Raw genomic sequence first — 19966 nt, 5'->3', positions numbered from 1 at the left:
ATCGAAACCATGCCCTATGATCAGAAGAGAGTGGTCGAAGCCATCCGGGCGTTCGAAGCTGGAGAAATCGTGGTCGTGACCGACGACGACGGGCGCGAGAACGAGGGCGACCTCATCGTCGCCGCCGTCCATTGCACGCCGGAAAAGATGGCCTTCATCGTTCGCCACACGTCCGGCATCGTGTGCACGCCGATGCCGCGCGAGGAGGCCAAGCGCCTCAACCTCAACGCCATGGTGGCGGAGAACGATTCCGCCCACACGACGGCCTTCACCGTATCGGTCGACTTCAAGCACGGCACGACGACCGGCATCTCGGCCGACGACCGCACACTGACAGTGCGCAATCTCGCCAACCCGAATGTCGGGCCGACCGATTTCGTGCGTCCGGGCCACATCTTCCCCCTGGTCGCCCGCGAGGGTGGCGTGCTCATGCGCTCGGGACACACCGAAGCTGCGGTCGACCTGTGCAGGCTCGCCAGCCTTCCGCCGATCGGCGTGATCAGCGAGCTCGTCAACGACGACGGCACTGTGATGCGCGGTCCGCAGGTCGCCTCTTTCGCCGAGAGCCACGGGCTCAAGCAGGTTTCAGTGGCCGATCTCATCGCCTATCGCCAGCGCAAGGAAACGCTGATCGAGCAGGGCTCGTCCTTCACGGTCGATACGGCCTATGGCAAGGCCACGGCCTACACCTACTCGCTTCCCTGGGATCCGATGCAGCATCTCGCCGTCGTGTTCGGCGACATCCGCGACGGCATCGATATCCCGGTCCGCCTGCATCTGGAGAACGTCGGCGGCGACGTGTTCGGGGCAGAACGCCAGATCGACAGCATCATGAAACGGATCGCGGCGCAGGGTCGTGGCGTGATCGTCTACCTGCGCGAAGGGTCCGTCGGCGTCGGCGTGTCGACGACCAGCCGCAAGGGCAAACATGACCGCGAGGGCCACAGCGAAGCGCGCATGCGCGAGAGCGAATGGCTGGAGATCGGGCTTGGGGCACAGATCCTCAAGGACCTCGGCATCTCATCCATCAAGCTGATGGCGTCGCGCGAACGCCATTACGTAGGCCTCGAAGGATTCGGCATACGCATCACCGAAACGGACATCGGCTGAAGAAAGACATGGCATGACGGCTTTCGGGACGGATACAGACACGCATATCGAAGAGCAGACACCGAAGCCGCTACGCCTCGTCATGCACATCGGTCCGCACAAGACAGGTACCACCTATATGCAGGCCAATTTCCGCCACAGGCGGAAGTCCCTGCGCAGGAGGGGATGGCTCTATCCGTCCATCAGCGTACGCTCGGCATTGGCGCACCATGACCTTTCCGACGACGGAGAGCATCTCGTCGCCAGAGAGGGCCGTTCCTATCGCGATTTCATGCTCGTCCTGGAAAAGGCCGACAGGGAAGGCCTGAACATTATCCTGTCGTCGGAAGGGTTCCGGAAGTGGAAGCCGGCGCACTTCGCGGCGGTGAAGGAGATCATCGGCACCCGCGAACTCGACATCGTCTACATGCTGCGCGATCCCTACGACTCCTTCTATTCCTGGTGGGCCCAGCAGGTTAAGATGGGGATGACCCAGAGCCTGCCGGAATGGATGAGCCGGCACTTCGACAATCCGCTGCATTCGAGGCTCCTCAATCCCGTCCGCGAGATCCGGCCCGTGTTTGAGACGGCAGGCGTCAACTACACGATCCTCCTTTACGACGAACTGCGCCGAAAGAAGATCGACATCTTCGAATATTTCCTGTCGACGGTGTTGGGTATCGACGATCTGCGTGCGTCGAAGCCCTCCAATAATATCCGCCATCCGATCGAGATAACGGAGTTCATCAGGCTTCTGTCGAAGGACAGCGGCCATCCCTCAGGCAAAGAACACACGCGCACGAAGATTCACATCGGCGACGTCCTGAAGTTGCTCTTCAACAAAGAGGAGAAGGCCGAGATCGTGAACTCCATTCGCGATGCCGCGGCGCCGGCCAAGCGGACCCTGGAACTCGAACGCACGACGCCGGAATTCCTGCACATCGAGCGGCACCTCATTCATCGCTACAAGTCCATCATGTCCCCGCCACCGGAAGGTGGCCAGCTCTTCTCCCGCGAACCGGCGCGCTGGACCTATTACGACGAGGCCGAACTGAGGCGGAATCCGGCTTTCGTCAAACTGCTCAAAAAAGGACTCCGCAAGACGCGACCGACCAACCCCGCTCTCATCATTACCAACCTCAAGAAACTGATCCGATACCACCGCCGGTCATTGAAAAAGTTCTGGCGTTTCTCCGGTCCGGGCGCACAGTCGTCGAGCAAGGGTTGAGGCCAAGCGCAAGGAAAGACAGAATGCTCGTCGAAGCGCCTCGCGGGACGATCCGCCAGTCCACGGCATTGCTGGTCCCGGCGGGCCGCAGGGCATAGCCATGGCAGATCAGGCATCCACCAACCCGGCAGGAGCACGAGGCGCGGACACAAGGACCGGCCTCAGGCTGGTCATGCACATCGGCCCGCACAAGACCGGGACGACCTACATGCAGTCGAATTTCCGGCACCATGCGGACAGTCTGCGTGAACGTGGATGGCTCTATCCGAAGATCAGCGAACGCACGGCGACCACGCATCACGACCTTTCCGACGACCCCGCACAGCTTATCCGACGCCGCGGAAAGGCCTACGAGGACCTCAAGCGGGTCATCGAGAGGGCGGACGCCCTGCAGCTGAACCTGCTCCTTTCCTCCGAGGGGTTCCGCAAGTTCAAGCCTGCACACTACAAGGCCATCCTGGAACTGACCGGTGACCGCCGGCTCCATATCGTCTACACCCTTCGCGATCCCCTGGACGCTTACTATTCGTTCTGGGCGCAAAAGGCGAAGACGGGCGGCAAGCAGGGTCTCCCGGAAAGGATGAAGCCGGACTTTGCCAATCCGCTTCAATCCAAGATGCTCAATCCGGCGCTCGAGATCGGCCTGCTGCTGAACAACAGCGGGGCGGATGTCACGATCCTGCGGTACGACGAGCTGCTCCGCCAGAACCGCGATATCTTCACGTACTTCCTTTCAAACGTTCTGGGAATCGAGGGTATCAAGCCCTACAAGGACACAGCCAACGAACGGCTCCCGATCGAGATGACGGAATTCATCCGCATGATGTCGATCGATCGCGGCCAACCGACCGGGATCAAGAACAGCCGCCGCTTCATGCACATCGGGTATGTGATGAAGTTCCTGTTCAGCGAAAAGGAAAAGGCGGAGATCCTCGTCACGGTCAGAAACGAGGGCTCGGCAGCGAAGCGCACGGTGGAAGTCTCTCGCACGACGCCGGAATTCCTGATGATGGAGCGGCGCCTGCTGTTGAAGTACGGCTCGTTCATGCAGCCGCCGCCGGTGGGGCGCAAGCTCTTCTCGACCGAGCCTTCACGCTGGACCTATTACGACGAAAAGCAGCTGAGGCAGGTTCCGGCGGTCGCGCGTCTTCTCGAAAAAGCGGGGCGCAAGACGCGCAAAACCAATCCGGCGCTTGTTCTGGCACATCTCACCAAACGCGCCATCATCCGCTGGCGCATGCTGAAGAAGGCGCTCGGGAACTACTGACCTACGGCCGGCCGCCCTCAGGCCTCGCGCCAGCCATCCAGGAAACGCACCTTCTCGACACCGGTAAAGCGGGCGATCCGGTCGAGTTCGGCCTCGAGTCTCTCCAGGCGCCCTGCTGACGGCTTCACACGATCCTCGAGCCACAGGCGCCGCACATCGAGGTTTCCAGACTTTCGGTCGGCCTTCATGTCGATCCGGCCCACGAGACGGTCTCCCTCGAGCAGCGGAAAGACGTAGTATCCGTACTGGCGCTTCGGCTCCGGCACGAACACCTCGATGCGATAGACGAAGCCGAAAAGCCGTTCGGTCCGGTTCCGGTCACGGATCAGGGGATCGAACGGGATAGGACACGAATCCGGCCCGGTGGCTCGCCTGCAGCGTCCAGCAATTCAGCGGCGCGGTCGAAGGCATGGGAGATCCGGGGCTTGCCGCCGTCCGCAGGCTCTATCGCAATCGAATGCAGCTCATCACGATGGGACTGCACCCAGTCCCTCGCCTCCTCCGGGGAAATCAGATCCCAGAAGGCCGCAATCTCCCCATGGGTGGCAAAGCCCAGCCGCTCGAGCGCACTCCGGCATGCCCAGTCGACGAACTCGTCGTGCTCGACACTGGGTTCGTGGTGCCTGGCCGGAAGGACACGCTCCGACAGATCATAGACTTTCTGGAAGTTCTCCCGCCGCGCGATCGCGACCTTGCCGGTTCGCCAGAGATACTCGAGCGCCGTCTTGTTCGGGTGCCAGTTCCACCATCCGCCCGACTGGTGATCGTCGGCCTTCAGTTCGCGCGACATGACCGCACCACCCTTGGCGATGCGTTCATAGGTTTCGTCGAAGGCTTCTTCGAATCCCTCCCCCCGCCACTTGCGCCAGCGTTCGATGATCGAGTCGTCCTCGCGGCGGAAGCGGTGCTTCCAATAGCGGAAGAAGGCACTTGGTATGATGGAGGCGTCGTGCGTCCAGTTCTCGAAAAGCTCGCCGTCCTCCTCGAGCAATTGCGCAAGGTGCTCGCGCCGGTATGTCTGATTGCGCGAGAACAGGATCTGGTGATGCGCCCTTTCGACCGTGGCGATGCTGTCGACCTGCACGAAACCCATGTCGTGGATGAGCTTGAGCAGGCCCTGCTTGTCGAGCGCACGGCCGGGATGCCCGCAAAGGCCCTGTTTCGTGAGAAAGATGCGCCGCGCATCACTGTTGGCGAGAAGATTCGACATGGGGAATGATAGGCATATATTCCCATTCATTCCAACCCGGTTTTATCCGGCAAGGTGATTTCGTTTGAACAACGGTCATCCAGCGCTATAGAACGGCGAAACCTTGAGACGGGGACGCACATTGAACATCGTTTTCGCTGCCGCATCGGTCAGTTTTGCGGGGCGCCCTGCCCTTCATCCCCTGACGCTCAGCCTTTCCGAAAGGCGGATCGGCGTCATCGGCCTCAACGGATCCGGCAAGACGACCTTTGCGCGCCTGATCAACGGGCTGGTGCAGCCGACGGAGGGCAATGTCACCGTCGGGGGGCTGGACACGGTTGCCGACAGCGAGGCCGCACGCGGCCGCGTCGGGTTCATCTTCCAGAACCCGCAGCACCAGATGATCCTGCCAGTGCTTGCGGAAGACATCGCCTTCGGCCTCAAGAACCGCGGCCTCGCGAAGGACGACATCGCCGCGCGCACGCAAGGCGTGCTGGCGCGGTTTCGCATCGAGCATCTCGGTAAGCGGCGGGTTCACGAACTGTCCGGAGGGGAAACGCAGCTCGGCGCGATCGCCAGCGTCCTGGTGACCGAACCGGATGTGCTGATCCTCGACGAGCCGACCAACCAGCTGGACCTGCGCAACCGAGCCCTGATCGAGCGTACCATCAGCGAGCTTCACGAACAGGCGATCGTGATCACCCACGACCTCGCTTTGCTCTCGGGATACGATCGTGTGCTTCTCTTCCACGAGGGCCGTCTGGCGGCAGATGCTTCACCCGACGAAGCGATCGCCAGATACCGGGAGATCGCCGCATGATCGACAGTCTCGAGATCGAGGGAGACACGCTCTTCCACCGGATGACAGTACGCCGGAAGCTCGGGATCCTGTTTGCCGCCGGCGTGCTTCTGTTCCTGACGTCGAACCTCTGGCTGCTGGCACCGGTCTGCGCCGTATCCGCCCTCCTCTACTTCACTGTAGGCCTGCCTTTCGCGGAGGCAGTGCGACGGGTGCGCTTCGTGCTCCTGACCGTGATCATGCTTGCCGCGGCAAACTACATATTCCATTCGCATCAGGAAGCGCTGGCGGTACTCTTTCGCCTCTCATGCCTGGTGTTCCTCGCCGCAGCGGTGACCGCGACGACCGGCATTTCTGCCTTCATGGACGAGATAACGCGGCTGCTCCGGCCCCTGGAACGCACCGGACTGGTGCGGGCCGCGGATGTAAGCCTCGCTGTCGGCCTCGTCATCCGCTTCGTCCCGGAGATCTTCGCAACGTACGAGGACATCCGCGATGCCCACAGGGCGCGCGGATTACCCCTCAGGCCACTCACACTGGTGGTTCCCCTGATCATCCTGACACTGAAGGATGCCGACACGATTGCCATGGCGATTGACGCACGGGGCTTTCGGCGGCAAGAAAACTGAGCAGTGAACGCTTTGAGGATTCGCGTATGAATACCAGAGACATCGTCCTTGTTGCCCTGTTCGCGGCGATCATCGTGGCGCTCGGCATCGTTCCTCCCGTCACTCTCGGGTTCATCCCCGTGCCGATCACGGCACAGTCCCTCGGGATCATGCTTGCCGGCGTCATTCTTGGTGCCAAACGCGGAGCGGCAGCATGCCTTCTCGTCCTGCTCCTCGTCGCGATCGGCCTTCCCGTTCTCTCCGGCGGCCGCGGGGGCTCGCCTCCTTCGTCGGCCCGACCGCGGGATACCTCGTCGGCTGGGTGGTCGGCGCCTATGTCTGCGGGCTGATAGCAGAGCGCTTCGTGCGCCCAAGCCAGGGGGAACTCGCCCAGTATCTGACCTTCCTGGTCGCTGCCATCATGGGCGGGATCGTGGTGCTTTACGCGTTCGGTATCGCCTGGCTCGCCTATGCCAGCGGCAAGGCCTTCTTCCAGGTCGCGCTTGCATCCCTCGTCTTCATTCCGGGCGACCTGATCAAGGCCTTCATCGCGATGCTAGCCGGTCGCGCAGTGCTGGCCGGCTATCCGCTGTTGCCGCAGCGCGCCTGAGGCGGCCAGACTGCGACCGGACCCGGAACGGCGTCGACCCCTGTTGAAAAAGGCCGGCGCCCGACCCATTTCCCGTGGACCCGCCGGACGCCAACCGATAGCTTCGATCCATGACCACGATCCTCTACGAGAACCCGATCTTCCTGGAGCACCGGACACCCGAGGGGCATCCTGAGCGGCCGGACAGGCTGAAGGCGCTGAACCTTGCGCTCGAACACGAGCGCTTCTCGCCGCTCAAGCGCATCGAGGCGAAACGGGGCGACGAGGATCGCATCCTGCTTGCCCATCCCGAAGAGCATCTGAACGCGATCCTGCGCGAGATCCCTGATGAGGGGATCAACCAGTTCGAGGCCGACACGTATGCGAGCCCGGCGAGCTTCGAAGCCGCGCTGACAGGGGTCGGTGCCGCGACCGCGGCAATCGACGACGTCTTTGCGGGGCGAGCCGACAATGTCTTCGTCGCCGCCCGGCCGCCGGGGCATCACGCGGAGAAGAACAGGCCCATGGGCTTCTGCTTCTTCAACAATGCCGCAATCGCTGCAAGGCACGCCCAGAAGGCTCACGGCGCCGAACGCGTCGCAATCATCGACTGGGACGTCCACCACGGCAACGGCACGCAGGATATCTTCTGGGACGATCCGTCGGTGCTGTTCTGCTCGACCCACCAGATGCCGCTCTATCCAGGCACCGGGGCGAAGACCGAAACTGGCGTCGGAAACATCTTCAACGCACCGCTCTCGCCAAATGACGGGAGCGACCATTTCCGCGAGGCGTTCAAGTCGCGCGTGATCCCCGCCGTGACAAACTTCCGGCCGGACCTCATCATCATCTCCGCCGGTTTCGATGCGCACCACCGCGACCCGTTGGCACAAATCAACCTCGTTGCGGATGATTTCGACTGGGCGACCGGTAGAATTCTCGAGCTTGCGGACCGGTCCGCATCCAATAGGGTCGTCAGCCTGCTTGAAGGCGGCTATGACCTGCAGGGGCTCGCCGAATCGGCCGCCACCCATATCTATCGCCTGATGAGAGGCTGACCATGACCGACGCCACCGCCGCCCCCGACGTATCCGCCCTCTCCTTCGAACAGGCTGTCGACGAACTCGAGAAGATCGTTGCCGCGCTCGAACGCGGCGATGTGCCACTCGACAAGTCCATTGAAATCTACGAACGCGGCGAAGCGCTCAAGAAGCATTGCGAGACGCTTCTCGGCGCGGCTGAAAACCGCATCGAGAAGATCCGCCTTGACCGCGCGGGCAAGCCGCAAGGAACCGAGCCGCTCGACGGGGCCTGAGCGGCGGTCTTTCCACGCCCCATAACGCCCCTTTGATTTCAGGGGTCTTGCCATCCATATGCGTCTCCTGTTCACTGTCGGGCGGGAAAACATAAGGACGTGACGCGCATGAGCTTCTTTCCCGGAAAAGACCCCGAGGCCGGCGACTCCGCCGCCTGCGATGCACTCGAGCACCTGATCATTCCGCGTACCACCGATCTCGGAGGTTTCGAGGTGCGCCGCGCGCTTCCCACCGCCAAGCGCCGGCTCGTCGGACCGTTCATCTTTTTCGACCGCATGGGACCCGCCCTGCTCAAGGCCGGGGACGCGATCGACGTGCGGCCGCATCCGCATATCGGGCTTTCGACCGTCACCTATCTCTTCGACGGCGAGATCAAGCATCGAGACAGCCTTGGCACCGAAATGGTCATTCGTCCCGGCGACGTGAACCTGATGACGGCCGGGCGCGGCATCGTCCACTCCGAACGCTCGCCGGAAAATCTTCGCGGCACGCCGTTGTCGATCTCCGGATTGCAGACCTGGCTGGCGCTGCCCGACGGCCACGAGGAGATCGATCCGGTCTTCGACCATACCACCGTCGACGAACTGGCGAGCTTCTCGGCGGACGGTGTGGAGGGCCGCGTCGTCATCGGCAGCTACGAGGGATACCGCTCGCCGGTGAAGGTTCTGACCGACACGCTCTATACCGATCTGCGGCTCGCACCCGGTGCGTCCGCGCCGCTTGCGGCCCAGTGGGAGGAGCGTGCCGTCTACATTCTCTCGGGCGAGCTGATCGTTGCAGGCGACCGTTTCGAGGCCGACCGCCTGCTCGTGTTCAGGCCGGGCGACGCAATCCGCCTGGAGGCCGGCGAACAGGGCTGTCATGTCATGCTCTTCGGCGGCGCCGCGCTCGGATCCAAGCGCCATATCTGGTGGAATTTCGTTTCCTCTTCCAAGGAGCGCATAGAGCAGGCCAAGGAGGAGTGGCGCACCGGGCGGTTCGATATCGTGCCGGGCGACGAAGAGGAGTTCATCCCGCTTCCGTCGACCTGAAGCGGCAAGACGGCTGCTTTTCTTCCAATTTGTCAGGGGAAGAAAGTTACACAAGCGCTTCAATTCGACGCGATACGCACTAAATTGTCACAAACGCTTGTAAAAGACACAGCGCTTCTTCATTGAAGTTAATACCCCGAAAGAAACAGCCCGCATGCCGCACATTGCCTGACGGCGCGTAGAAGAGGCATCGAGAGTGACACAACTGCCATCCACCCCCTTGCTCGACCAGGTGGTTTTCCCTGCCGATTTGAAGAATCTGGACGATCGCGAGATGCCGCAGCTCGCCGCTGAACTGCGCTCGGAGATGATCGATGCGGTTTCGCGGACCGGCGGGCATCTCGGCGCCGGGCTCGGAGTCGTGGAACTGACGATCGCCATCCACAAGGTTTTCAATACGCCGCACGACCGGCTGATCTTCGACGTGGGGCACCAGTGCTACCCGCACAAGATCCTGACGGGACGGCGCGACCGCATCCGCACGCTGCGCCAGGAAGATGGCCTTTCCGGCTTCACCCGGCGTGCCGAGAGCGAGTACGACCCGTTCGGCGCCGCCCACTCTTCAACCTCGATCTCCGCCGGTCTCGGAATGGCAGTGGCCGCCGATCTTTCGGCCACGCCGCGTAACGTCATCGCCGTCATCGGTGACGGGGCGATGTCTGCCGGCATGGCCTACGAGGCACTGAACAATGCAGGCGCACTCGACGCGCGGCTGATCGTCATCCTCAATGACAATGACATGTCGATCGCTCCCCCGACGGGCGCCATGAGCGCCTATCTGGCGCGGCTCGCCTCCGGCCGGACCTACATGGGCTTCCGCGACCTCGGAAAGAAGCTGACTGCCTATCTCGGCAAGAACGTCGACCGCGCGATCACCCGTGCCGTAGAGCATGCCCGCGGCTACGTGACCGGCGGCACGCTGTTCGAAGAGATGGGCTTCTATCATATCGGCCCGATCGACGGTCATTCCTTCGACCATCTGCTTCCGGTGCTGCGCAACGTGCGGGACAATTCCAACGGTCCCGTGCTGATCCATGTGGTGACGCAGAAGGGCAAGGGATACGCGCCCGCGGAGGCCGCTGCCGACAAATATCACGGCGTCAACAAGTTCGACGTCATCACGGGAGCCCAGACCAAGGCCAAGCCCAACGCGCCGGCCTACACCTCGGTCTTCGCAGACGCGCTGGTCCAGGAAGCGGGTTTCGACGACAAGATCATCGGCATCACTGCCGCCATGCCGTCCGGCACGGGCCTCGACAAGTTCGCGCACGTCTATCCCGAGCGCCTCTTCGACGTCGGGATCGCCGAGCAGCACGCCGTGACCTTCGCAGCCGGGCTTGCCGCCGAGGGCTACAAGCCGTTCGCTGCGCTCTATTCCACATTCCTGCAGCGCGCCTACGACCAGGTTGTGCACGACGTGGCGATCCAGGGACTACCGGTACGCTTCCCGATCGATCGCGCGGGCTTCGTGGGTGCGGATGGGCCGACCCACGCCGGGTCGTTCGACACGACCTACCTCGCCACGCTTCCCGGCTTCGTGGTGATGGCTGCCGCCGACGAGGCGGAGCTCAAGCACATGGTTCGTACCGCCGCCGCGTACGATGCGGGCCCGATCTCCTTCCGCTACCCGCGTGGCGAAGGCGTCGGTGTCGAACTGCCCGAGCGCGGGCAGATCCTGGAGATCGGCAAGGGCCGTGTGGTGAAGCAGGGCTCCAAGGTGGCGCTGCTTTCCTTCGGCACGCGCCTTTCCGAGTGTCTGCTGGCTGCAGAGGAACTCGACGCTGCAGGACTGTCCACGACCGTCGCGGATGCACGGTTCGCCAAGCCGCTCGACCATGACCTCATCCGCCAGCTTGCGCGCCATCACGAGGTGATCGTGACGATCGAGGAAGGCGCCGTCGGCGGCTTCGCGAGCCACGTACTGCAGTTCCTCGCTCTCGAGGGCCTGCTCGACAATGGCCTGAAGGTTCGCCCGCTCGTTCTGCCCGACGTATGGATGGAGCAGGCGAAGCCGGAGACCATGTATGCCAAGGCGGGCCTAGACCGCGCGGGCATCGTGGAGACGGTGTTCAAGGCGCTGGGCCAGAAGGCGATTGGCGTGGGCGTGGCGGGCTGAGAACCCGAACCATCTGACGATCGTCTGACCCTGGCCTTCCGGGCGCGCGTCAGGGACCGGAGGGACGCAGCAGGAGGATGTCGATGTCCTTCTGCGGAATGAAGTCGGTTGCGCGCATCTCGAATGTCGTCGGGCCGATTTTGCGCACCCCTTCTCCACAGAAGCTGACGAGGTTCTCCGGCCGGCCCTTGTCGATGGTAAGCCTGAAGCTTCCGATCGGCCCGCCCCAGTTGGCACCCGTCGTCAGAACGTAGGAAATCCAGCTTTCGGAGAGATAGGGCCTGTTGGCCGCCATTGCCGCGGCCGATTGCACCGCGCGGCGAATGATTGGCTCATCGATGCAATAGCGCCTGCGGTAGTCGTCCAGGCGCTCGCCCCTGGCCTTGCCGTCCTCGAGAAAGCTGATGCCGATAGTGCCGCCGACGCTCGGTGCGTAGCGATGGGTGACACGGACCTCCCTGCCCGCCGGAAAGACCGTGTTCCACCAGTAGGTGGATTTGAGCGTCCAGAGCGGCGTGACGTGGTCCTTCATGCCCGTGCCGTCATCGTCGTAGCGATCCACGAAGACGATCCCCCGCGAGACCCAGTCCGCGACCACTTCGGCCGGAAGCCCTGCCAGTCCCTCCCTTGCCGCCCTGGAGTACGGCAGGAGCGAGATGCCCCGCTCCTTGAGCACACCAGTCACATCGAGGCTTGCGGCAAAGGCGTGCTGGTCGAGGGCGACTGCCACGGCCTGACCGTCCTGCGCGGCGGTGAAGGAGAGATAGTTGTCCGCCTCGACATCGCCCATCGCGACGTTGGCATAGGGATCACCGCCGATGTCCGGCATGGGGAACGCCACGAGCCCTTTCACGTCGTGCGAGGAGGTGTTGCGGAAGACGTATTCGACGCGGATCTCTTCCGGCGAAATGAAGAGATCCTCGCTCAGCATCTCGATGTCCGGCGTGCGCACGAAGGTGAGCCCACCGGTGCGCAGTTCGGCCATGGTGTCATTCGCATGGGCGGGCACGGAGCCGAGTACCATGGCCAGCACTGCAATTGAAAGCGCGTGTCTCATCGCCTCTCCCCAGCGAACGGGAAACCTCGATCCCGAACCTCGATCAAAGCGGAATTCCCGGAGTTCAACAAGCAATCTCTACACTCAAAAGGGTGCCCGCGTTACCGCGCGCACCCTTCGATTGCCGTTGGACATCCTTGCGAGGTACTCTCCGACAGGAGAGTTCATGCCGGACCTGATGCGGTAACTCACTCGCGTAAGCCTCTGTGAAAGCGAAAGTTTCTTACTTCACAAAGGCGACGCTGGCGGACCCCGGCTCAAGGTCGGGATCCGGCAGGCTGAACTGGGTCTCAGAAATCCTCCCAGGTGTCCTTCGCGACCGCTGCGGCCTGTCCGCCGGAACGGGCGACCCTTGCCGGACGATAGGAGGGCTGCGGTGCGGCGGCCATGGTGCGGCCCATTGCGCGAAGCTGCTGGACGGGATCCGCCGTCATGGCGGGCTTTTGACCCGGCAGCTGGAAGCCATTGACGAGCTCGCGCAGCCGCCCTGCCTCGCTTGCCAGCGTCGCAGCTGCCGCATTCGCTTCCTCGACCATGGCAGCGTTCTTCTGCGTTACCTGATCCATCTGGTTGACGGCCGTGTTGACCTCGCCGAGCCCTGCGGACTGTTCGCGGGCAGAGGTGGCGATGGCCTCCATGTGCTGGTTGATGGTGACGATGTACTTTCCGATCGCACCGAGCGCCTCGCCGGTCTCGCTGACGAGCCGGACGCCACTGTCGACTTCGTCCGCGGACTTGCGGATGAGGTCCTTGATCTCCTTGGCGGCCTGAGCGGAACGCTGCGCAAGCTCGCGAACCTCCTGGGCCACGACCGCGAAGCCCTTGCCCGCCTCGCCGGCGCGGGCGGCTTCCACGCCTGCATTGAGCGCCAAGAGGTTGGTCTGGAAGGCAATCTCGTCGATGACACCGATGATGTTCGAGATCTGGCCGGAAGACTCCTCGATCCTCTGCATGGCCTGCACCGCATTGGCGACAACGCCGCCGGATTGCGCCGCACTGCTATCGGCCTGGCCGGCGATGATACGGGCCTCGTCCGCCCGCTGGGACGAATTGGAGACGTTGACGGTGATCTCGTCCATGGCGGCGGCAGTTTCCTCGAGCGAGGCAGCCTGCTGCTCCGTCCGGCGGGAAAGATCGTCGGCGCTCCGGCTGATCTCCCGAGAACCGCTGTCGATGGACGCGGTTGCGGCGGCGACGGAGGCAAGGGTCCTGCCGAGCTGGTCGACTGCCGCATTGAGATCGTGGCGAAGCTGTTCGAAATCGGGCGCAAAAGGCTCGGTCAGTTGGAAGGTGAGATCGCCACCGGCAAGACGGCGCAGTCCCGAAGCGAGGCCGGAAGTTGCCTCCTGGAGGCGTGCCTGGGCAGCGGCTTCCGCTTCCTGCTGGAGACGGATCCGATCTCTTTCGGCCCGGGCGCGGTTGGCTTCGGCTTCCGCTTCCAGCCGCCGGTTCGTGATCGCGGCCTGGCGGAAGACCTCGACGGCCGCAGCCATCTCGCCGATCTCATCCTGGCGTCCGACAAAGGGAATGCCCGATTCCACGTCTCCGCCAGCAAGCTTCGACATGGCGTGGGTTGTCGCGTTGATCGGCCGCGAGATCGACCGGCCTACGAGGTAGACCGTCATGGCGAGGATGAGGATGGCCGCCGCGATCGCGCCGATGCCCACGTCCTCAAGTGTCGCCATCGCCTCGGCGCCCTCGGCTTCGGCTTTCGCCTTCTGTGCCTGGAACTGCTTTGACAGGGCTTCGAATACGGGCTCTACGGAAGCAAAGGTTTCGGCTACCTTCGAGCGAAGGGCGATTTCCGACTGTGCAGCCTCGGCATATTCCTGGAAGGCAGTCGTGTATGCGCCGAGGGCGTCGATGATTTCGGCATGGGCCTCGGCGCTGCCGAAGCGTGCGGGCGGGAAGCCCGCGAATGTCTTTGCCTCCGCGAGGAACGCATCGACGTATGTCGGGTCGCGTCGGGCGATGAAATCCTTTTCGTGCCGGCGCATCTTCAGCATGCTCACCTGCAACTCGCGATCGGCGACCGTCTTCAGAAGCTCCTCGATCGAATGGACCGCGGAACGCATCGCGCCTTCCCTGCCCTGCGACGGGTCGAGGCCGAGCGTGCGGTTAACGTCCGCAAGCGCCGCGAACTCCTTGAGGTAGAGATCGTGCCCCTTGGAAATCGTTTCGAGCATTTCGCGCTCGCCGGGGTCTTCGATAAGCCTGCCCAACTCTTCGATGGCATTGTGGGCATCGGCGGAAATCGCCGCATGCTTCTCGGCGTCGGACTCGGCGCGGCGGAGCAGGAAGTCCTTCTCGGCGCGGCGCTCGCGCAGGAAGCCGGCCTCGAGAACCAGCAAGGTTCTGTCAGCATCGATGAGGATCTGCTCCTGGCTGCGATAGTCCGCCTCCAGTCCCTTCTGAACGGTGAAGATGCCCACGATTGTGAGAATGCCGGTGACCGCCAGTGGAACCAGCAGGCCGACCTTGTGTGAAAGCTTGAGTGTGAGCATGCAATACTCCTCCGGCGCCGGAGGGGCCGGTTTCGAGGACAGGACAATGAGGGGAGACTAGGCTTCAGGCGGCGCGCGGCGCGGCCAATTGCCCGTCCTGCTTCATGCAGGCGAAATCGTCGTTAACCTATCGTTCGCCATTTAAGACTTTGTGAATATTGATTCCACCAATCTGGGAAGAGAGGCAAAAAGCACAATACAACTAATGCTTTCGATAGGTTTGTTAACGGCAATTTCAACGAGATTCCGCGACCCTCACAGAGCATTTCAAAGGCTCCCCCAGCAACCGACCGGGTAACGCCGAGCTGGGCGGAAAGCCGCATAAGAACGAGCCACCTGGACGATGGACCGGGGTGTGCCCGGCCCGCGCAGCCACCGTCGGCGCGGCGGGGCAGCCGGCAATTTTTTCGGTCGCTCGCGCAAACGGCTTGCAAGCGTCGGTACGACACGCCATGACGGGCGCATGTCCTCAGAGAACCCCCATATTCGCCTCGACCAGCTTCTGGTCACCGCCGGCCTCGTTGCCAGCCGCTCGCGCGCCCGCGACGCGATTGCCCGCGGCACCGTATCGGTGAACGGCAACATCGTCACCAAACCGAGCGCCTCCTTCGCCGAAGGCGTCGCCCTTGCGATAGACGACCCTGCGCAACCCTATGTCTCGCGGGCAGCGCTCAAGCTCGCCGCGGCGCTCGACCATTTCGGGCTCTCTCCCCAGGACCTCGACTGTCTCGACATCGGCGCCTCGACCGGCGGCTTCACGGAGGTCCTGCTTAATCGCGGCGCCCATCATGTGGTTGCCGTCGACGTCGGGCACGACCAGATGCACTCCCGGCTTCGCAGCGACGCGCGCGTGACCAACCTGGAGGGTCTGAATGCGCGCGTGCTGGACGAGAGCCACCTTGGCGGACGAACGATCGGTGCCGTCGTGTCGGACGTTTCGTTCATCTCGCTGAAGCTGGCGCTGCCGCCGGCCCTCGCCCTTGCGCGGCCGGGAGCTTACTGCGTTCTCCTCGTCAAGCCGCAATTCGAAGCCGGACGCGACGCCATCAGCAAGGCCGGACTGCTCAAGGATCCCGCCAGCGCACCCGATGTCGCCGCCTCGCTGGAGAAATGGCTGGTGGAGGAGATGGGTTGGCGGAGCCTCGGGCTCGTTCCGTCGCCGATCACTGGCGGCGACGGCAATGTGGAGTATCTCTTGGGCGGGACAAAGCCATGAGCACGCAAACAGTTACCATCGACAGGCTCGGAAGCGGCGGCGACGGCATAGTCGCGACTGCGGAGGGACCGGTCTACGTTCCTTTCGCGCTGCCCGGCGAAACGGTCGCGATCGCGCGCGTCAAGAACCACGGCACGGTGATGTCGACCACGGTCGCCTCGCCGGAACGCGTGGAGCCGGTCTGCGTGCATTTCGGGCCCGACGGCAGGAACGGCACCTGCGGCGGCTGCAATCTGCAGCATGCATCGGACAGCCTCTATCACGACTTCAAGCGCGAGCTTGTCGCCGATGCCCTGCGGTCGAAGGGGCTTGGGCCGGAGATCGCACCGCTTGTCATCGCACGTCCCGGCGAAAGGCGGCGCGTCGTCTTTACGGCCCGCAAGACCGAAAAGGCCCTGCTGCTCGGCTTCAACCAGCAAGGCAGCCACCACATCGTGTCCATCGAGGAGTGTCCGATCAGCAGTGCCGGGATCGTGTCACGGCTGGATGCCATCCGGCAGGTCGCGACTGCGCTCGCGACCTCGGCGGAGCCGTTCCGCATCACCGTGCTGGAGACGCTTTCCGGCCTCGACCTCGCATTCGATGGCGTGCGCAAGATTGCCGACAAGCAGAGACGCGCCGTGACCGAATGCGTGCTGAGCCTCCGGGGTATCGCGCGGGTATCCGTCGACGGCGAGATCCTCATCGAGCCGCAGAAGCCGGTCATCGAGTTTTCCGGAGTGCCTGTATCACCGCCTCCGGGAAGCTTCACGCAGGCGACCAGACCGGCGGAAGAAGCCATGGCGGAGATCGTGCTCGCTCATATCGGCAAGGCAAAGCGTGTCGCCGACCTCTTTGCCGGATCCGGAACGTTCAGCCTGCGCATGGCGCGTAGCGCGCGCGTGCACGCGGTCGAGGGTGAGGACAAGGCGCTGAAGGCGCTCGACCATGCCGCCCGCAACACGCAGGGACTGAAGCCGGTCAGCGTGGAGAAGCGCGACCTCTTTCGCCGTCCGCTGATGGCGTCCGAACTCAAGGTCTACGATGCCGTCGTGTTCGACCCACCCCGCGCCGGCGCCGAGGACCAGTGCAAGGAGCTCGCACGCTCCGGCGTAAAGAAGATCGTCGCCGTTTCCTGTAACCCCGTCACGCTGGCGCGGGACCTTCGCATCCTCGTCGACGCCGGGTACAGGATCACCTCCGTCACGCCGATCGACCAGTTCCTCTGGTCGCCCCACGTCGAGGCGGTGGCAACGCTCGAGAAGTGAGCACACCCGTCGGGCCTGGTACGCTCCGACGGACCGGGCCTGGCCGCGTGCCCGGCTCCCTATGAGCCTTCCATCAGGGAGCGGACCCTTTCGGCATCGGACGAGGTCGCCGGATTGTAGACGACCATGCCGAGATCGGGGCGCCCGTCTACGGAGAAGGCCGAGTATTCGAACGCGATCGGGCCGGCCGCCGGATGGCGGAGATGCTTGACTCCCTCTCCATAACTGCGGACGTCGTTGTCGCGCCACATCGCCTCGAAATCCTCGCTCGAACTGCAAAGCTCCCCCACGAGGGCCTCTGCCCGTGCCGTCGCACCGGCACGGGCGACATCAGCGCGGAAAGCGGCAACGACGAAGCGGGCAACGCCCTCCCAGTCGAACTGGGCGGCCCGTACACGGGGGTCGAGAAAGATGAGGCGCAGGATGTTGCGTCTTTCCGGGGGCAGCGATCCGTAGTCGGTGAGGACAATTGACGCGGCACGGTTCCAGGCCACCACGTCCCAGGTGGCGGTCTTGACGAGAGCGGGGCTCAACTCCAGCGCATCGAGCACGCGCTGCAGCCTCGGTGTCACCCCTTCCCCCACCTGGTAGCGCACTTCTGGCGGGCGGCCGAGACCGACCAGAAACAGGTGCTCGCGTTCGGCGTCGGTCAGCATCAGAGCCCGCGCGATACGCTCCAGGACGGCTGCCGATGGCGCGCCGCCGCGTCCCTGTTCCAGCCAGGTGTACCAGGTGGCGCTGATGTTGGCGCGCTGGGCGACTTCTTCGCGGCGCAGACCCGGCGTGCGTCGGCGCCCCGACAGGCCGAAGGAAGCCGGGTCGAGCTTCGCCCGGCGATCCTTGAGATAAAGACCGAGCGGATTGTCATTCGCCATGGGTGCGCCGATCCTGTTAGCGATTATACCATGATAAGATCACTACTTTACCAGCATAAAGCCTCCGCCGAGAATGTCTCCATCAAAATCACGGAGACTTCTGCATGCGTATCTTTGTCACCGGTGCCACCGGTTTCGTCGGCTCAGCCGTTGTCCAGGACCTGGTCAGGGCGGGCCATCAGGTGCTCGGGCTCGCGAGATCGGAGACGTCTGCCGCAGCGCTTGCGGCCGTGGGTGCCGACGTGCATCGCGGCGATCTCGATGACCTCGAGAGCCTCCGGCGGGGTGCGGACTCCGCCGACGGGGTGATCCACACCGCTTTCGACCACGACTTCTCGAACTTCGCCGCAAACTGCAGGAAGGACGTGCGCGCGATCGAGGCGCTCGGATCGGCGCTCGAGGGTTCAGAGCGCCCGCTGCTCGTCGCGTCCGGGCTCGCGCACCTGGCACCCGGCCGCATGGCGGTCGAGGCAGACAGTCCTCCCCCAAGCAGCGTCACCTATCCCCGTGCCTCGGAAGCGGCCGCGGCCGCATTGGCAGCGCGCGGCGTGCGCGCGACGGCCGTGCGCCTGCCGCCGTCGGTGCACGGCGCCGGCGACTGCGGCTTCGTTCCCATCCTGATCCGCATGGCGCGCGAGAGGGGTGTGTCTGCCTATATCGGCGACGGGCACAACCGATGGCCATCCGTACACCGGCTCGATGCCGCCCGTGTCTTCCGGCTGGCGATCGAAAGGGGTGCGGACGGCGGGCCCTATCACGCGATCGCCGAAGACGGCCTGCCATTCAAGGAGATCGCCGGCACGATCGGCCGTGGCCTCAACGTGCCGGTTGTCGCGATATCGCCGGAAGAGGCCTCCCGGCACTTCACTTGGTTTGCATCGTTCGCCGGAATGGACGCACCGGCATCGAGTGCGCGGACCCAGTCGCTCCTCGGATGGGTGCCGCGGCAGCCCGGACTTCTCTCTGATATCGAGGAGGCAGGTTACTGCGACTAAGGAATGGCGCACCGGAATGGACGGGGTATCCCCGGTGCGTCTTCCGCGCAGGAGCAGCCCGAAACGGATTACTTTTTCGCCATGAAAGCTTCGAAGGCCGTCCTCGCCTCGCGGCTGACCAGCTGCTGTACAAAGTGCCGAGCCTCCTCGTCGATGCGTGCGGCGATGACCCCGCGGTCGCCGCGCAGCAGATCACGCGCGATCCGGAGTGCCTGCGGCGGCTTGGCCGCAAGCCCCGCGGCGATTGCCAGCGCCGCCTCCTCGACCGCATCCGCGACCTTCCAGACGAGGCCGCATGCCTTCGCCTCCTCCGCGGTAAATGCCTCACCCGCCGCGAGCAGCGCGAAGGCGCGCTGATGCCCCATGATCCGCGGCGCAAGCAGGCTGGAGGCCGCCTCCGGGACCAGGGCGAGATCGACGAAGGGCGTACGGAAGACGGAACGCGGCGAGGCGACCGTCATGTCGCAGTGGAGATGGATCGTCGTGCCGATCCCGATCGCCACGCCATCGACGCCGGAGACCAGCGGCTTGCCGTATATAGCGAGCGCGTGCAGAAAATCGACGATTTCCGATCCCATCGAGCCGCCCATGGCGACAGCGAGAAAATCCACCATGTCGTTGCCCGCGGAGAAGCAGCCTCCTGCACCCAGAAAGACGGTCGCGCGGATCGCCTCGTCGGCCTCACCGGCTGCAAGGGCCTCCGTCATTTGACGATACATCGCACCGGTGATGGCGTTCTTCTTTTCAGGCCGGTTCAGCCGGATGACCTGCACGCCAGGGGCCGCCTCGGGCCGTTCTATTACAATATGATCAGTCATGCCGCACCCTGCCCTGCTTGCC

General features: G+C 63.7%; 16 protein-coding genes and 2 pseudogenes. 13 read left to right on the top strand and 5 right to left on the bottom strand.

Features of this window, described 5'->3' with window-relative positions; all coding sequences use genetic code 11:
* The first annotated feature begins 9 nt into the window (after positions 1-9).
* The 3 genes from ribB (at position 10) to F3Y30_RS08285 (ending at position 3584) form a co-directional block, all read left to right on the top strand.
* Positions 10-1110, top strand: a complete 1101-nt coding sequence (gene ribB / locus F3Y30_RS08295; protein WP_203425984.1) for a 3,4-dihydroxy-2-butanone-4-phosphate synthase — start codon at positions 10-12, stop codon at positions 1108-1110.
* Positions 1111-1123: 13 nt separating this feature from the next.
* Entirely contained in the window at positions 1124-2317 is a 1194-nt protein-coding gene (locus tag F3Y30_RS08290; protein ID WP_203425983.1) for a sulfotransferase domain-containing protein, read from the top strand.
* Between the two features lie 100 nt (positions 2318-2417).
* The gene (locus tag F3Y30_RS08285; protein WP_203425982.1) at positions 2418-3584 is read left to right on the top strand and encodes a sulfotransferase domain-containing protein; all 1167 of its coding nucleotides are present in this window, start codon (positions 2418-2420) and stop codon (positions 3582-3584) included.
* 17 nt (positions 3585-3601) lie between these two features.
* Here the strand turns inward: F3Y30_RS08285 and F3Y30_RS08280 are convergent.
* Positions 3602-4794: pseudogene (locus F3Y30_RS08280) on the bottom strand (winged helix-turn-helix domain-containing protein).
* Between the two features lie 121 nt (positions 4795-4915).
* Here F3Y30_RS08280 and F3Y30_RS08275 point away from each other — a divergent pair.
* The 7 genes and pseudogenes from F3Y30_RS08275 (at position 4916) to dxs (ending at position 11232) form a co-directional block, all read left to right on the top strand.
* Positions 4916-5593: an ABC transporter ATP-binding protein gene (locus tag F3Y30_RS08275; protein WP_203425981.1), complete on the top strand. Its 678-nt coding sequence runs from the start codon at positions 4916-4918 to the stop codon at positions 5591-5593.
* Complete coding sequence (locus F3Y30_RS08270) at positions 5590-6201, top strand: energy-coupling factor transporter transmembrane protein EcfT (RefSeq protein WP_203425980.1); 612 nt, start codon at positions 5590-5592, stop codon at positions 6199-6201. Before F3Y30_RS08275 ends, F3Y30_RS08270 begins: the two co-directional genes overlap by 4 nt.
* A gap of 26 nt (positions 6202-6227) precedes the next feature.
* Positions 6228-6790 (top strand): annotated as a pseudogene (locus tag F3Y30_RS08265) (biotin transporter BioY).
* Between the two features lie 110 nt (positions 6791-6900).
* Positions 6901-7827, top strand: a complete 927-nt coding sequence (locus F3Y30_RS08260; protein ID WP_203425979.1) for a histone deacetylase family protein — start codon at positions 6901-6903, stop codon at positions 7825-7827.
* 2 nt (positions 7828-7829) lie between these two features.
* A complete protein-coding gene (locus F3Y30_RS08255) occupies positions 7830-8084 on the top strand; it encodes an exodeoxyribonuclease VII small subunit (RefSeq protein WP_203425978.1) in 255 nt (84 codons plus the stop codon).
* 108 nt (positions 8085-8192) lie between these two features.
* Complete coding sequence (locus tag F3Y30_RS08250; protein WP_203425977.1) at positions 8193-9116, top strand: pirin family protein; 924 nt, start codon at positions 8193-8195, stop codon at positions 9114-9116.
* A 196-nt stretch (positions 9117-9312) separates the two neighbouring features.
* The gene (gene dxs, locus F3Y30_RS08245) at positions 9313-11232 is read left to right on the top strand and encodes a 1-deoxy-D-xylulose-5-phosphate synthase (RefSeq protein WP_203425976.1); all 1920 of its coding nucleotides are present in this window, start codon (positions 9313-9315) and stop codon (positions 11230-11232) included.
* Positions 11233-11281: 49 nt separating this feature from the next.
* Here the strand turns inward: dxs and F3Y30_RS08240 are convergent, their stop codons facing one another.
* Together F3Y30_RS08240 and F3Y30_RS08235 are read right to left on the bottom strand one after the other, a co-directional pair.
* Entirely contained in the window at positions 11282-12289 is a 1008-nt protein-coding gene (locus F3Y30_RS08240) for a DUF4424 domain-containing protein (protein ID WP_203425975.1), read from the bottom strand.
* 290 nt (positions 12290-12579) lie between these two features.
* The gene (locus tag F3Y30_RS08235) at positions 12580-14793 is read right to left on the bottom strand and encodes a HAMP domain-containing methyl-accepting chemotaxis protein (RefSeq protein ID WP_246752910.1); all 2214 of its coding nucleotides are present in this window, start codon (positions 14791-14793) and stop codon (positions 12580-12582) included.
* 463 nt (positions 14794-15256) lie between these two features.
* Here F3Y30_RS08235 and F3Y30_RS08230 point away from each other — a divergent pair, with 463 nt between their 5' ends.
* Together F3Y30_RS08230 and F3Y30_RS08225 are read left to right on the top strand one after the other, a co-directional pair.
* Positions 15257-16009, top strand: a complete 753-nt coding sequence (locus F3Y30_RS08230) for a TlyA family RNA methyltransferase (RefSeq protein WP_203425974.1) — start codon at positions 15257-15259, stop codon at positions 16007-16009.
* The gene (locus tag F3Y30_RS08225) at positions 16006-17256 is read left to right on the top strand and encodes a class I SAM-dependent RNA methyltransferase (RefSeq protein ID WP_203425973.1); all 1251 of its coding nucleotides are present in this window, start codon (positions 16006-16008) and stop codon (positions 17254-17256) included. The genes F3Y30_RS08230 and F3Y30_RS08225 overlap by 4 nt, the downstream gene beginning before the upstream one ends.
* Before the next feature lie 59 nt (positions 17257-17315).
* Here the strand turns inward: F3Y30_RS08225 and F3Y30_RS08220 are convergent, their stop codons facing one another.
* Complete coding sequence (locus F3Y30_RS08220; RefSeq protein WP_203426530.1) at positions 17316-18143, bottom strand: helix-turn-helix transcriptional regulator; 828 nt, start codon at positions 18141-18143, stop codon at positions 17316-17318.
* A 92-nt stretch (positions 18144-18235) separates the two neighbouring features.
* On the opposite strand from F3Y30_RS08220, the gene F3Y30_RS08215 reads away from it, so the two are divergent.
* Positions 18236-19126 carry an SDR family oxidoreductase gene (locus tag F3Y30_RS08215; protein WP_203425972.1) on the top strand — a complete coding sequence of 297 codons (891 nt, stop codon included), beginning with the start codon at positions 18236-18238 and terminating at the stop codon, positions 19124-19126.
* Positions 19127-19194: 68 nt separating this feature from the next.
* On the opposite strand, the gene F3Y30_RS08210 is transcribed toward F3Y30_RS08215, so the two are convergent.
* On the bottom strand, positions 19195-19944 hold the full coding sequence (locus F3Y30_RS08210) for a crotonase/enoyl-CoA hydratase family protein (protein ID WP_203425971.1): 750 nt from the start codon (positions 19942-19944) through the stop codon (positions 19195-19197).
* Between the last annotated feature and the right edge of the window lie 22 nt (positions 19945-19966).

It is taken from the genome of Sinorhizobium sp. BG8, assembly GCF_016864555.1.
Lineage (GTDB): Bacteria > Pseudomonadota > Alphaproteobacteria > Rhizobiales > Rhizobiaceae > BG8.
Note: the sequence above shows the minus strand (reverse complement) of the source record. Positions and strands in the feature narration are given on the sequence as shown.

Bases quoted from the DNA above. Each gene is read 5' to 3' on its own strand.
- F3Y30_RS08215 (WP_203425972.1), top strand. From the start codon at position 18,236: ATGCGTATCTTTGTCACCGGTGCCACCGGTTTCGTCGGCTCAGCCGTT.
- F3Y30_RS08270 (WP_203425980.1), top strand. From the start codon at position 5,590: ATGATCGACAGTCTCGAGATCGAGGGAGACACGCTCTTCCACCGGATG.
- F3Y30_RS08240 (WP_203425975.1), bottom strand. From the start codon at position 12,289: ATGAGACACGCGCTTTCAATTGCAGTGCTGGCCATGGTACTCGGCTCC.
- F3Y30_RS08225 (WP_203425973.1), top strand. From the start codon at position 16,006: ATGAGCACGCAAACAGTTACCATCGACAGGCTCGGAAGCGGCGGCGAC.
- F3Y30_RS08255 (WP_203425978.1), top strand. From the start codon at position 7,830: ATGACCGACGCCACCGCCGCCCCCGACGTATCCGCCCTCTCCTTCGAA.
- F3Y30_RS08285 (WP_203425982.1), top strand. From the start codon at position 2,418: ATGGCAGATCAGGCATCCACCAACCCGGCAGGAGCACGAGGCGCGGAC.
- F3Y30_RS08210 (WP_203425971.1), bottom strand. From the start codon at position 19,944: ATGACTGATCATATTGTAATAGAACGGCCCGAGGCGGCCCCTGGCGTG.
- F3Y30_RS08260 (WP_203425979.1), top strand. From the start codon at position 6,901: ATGACCACGATCCTCTACGAGAACCCGATCTTCCTGGAGCACCGGACA.
- F3Y30_RS08230 (WP_203425974.1), top strand. From the start codon at position 15,257: ATGTCCTCAGAGAACCCCCATATTCGCCTCGACCAGCTTCTGGTCACC.
- F3Y30_RS08235 (WP_246752910.1), bottom strand. From the start codon at position 14,793: ATGCTCACACTCAAGCTTTCACACAAGGTCGGCCTGCTGGTTCCACTG.
- F3Y30_RS08250 (WP_203425977.1), top strand. From the start codon at position 8,193: ATGAGCTTCTTTCCCGGAAAAGACCCCGAGGCCGGCGACTCCGCCGCC.
- ribB (WP_203425984.1), top strand. From the start codon at position 10: ATGCCCTATGATCAGAAGAGAGTGGTCGAAGCCATCCGGGCGTTCGAA.
- F3Y30_RS08290 (WP_203425983.1), top strand. From the start codon at position 1,124: ATGACGGCTTTCGGGACGGATACAGACACGCATATCGAAGAGCAGACA.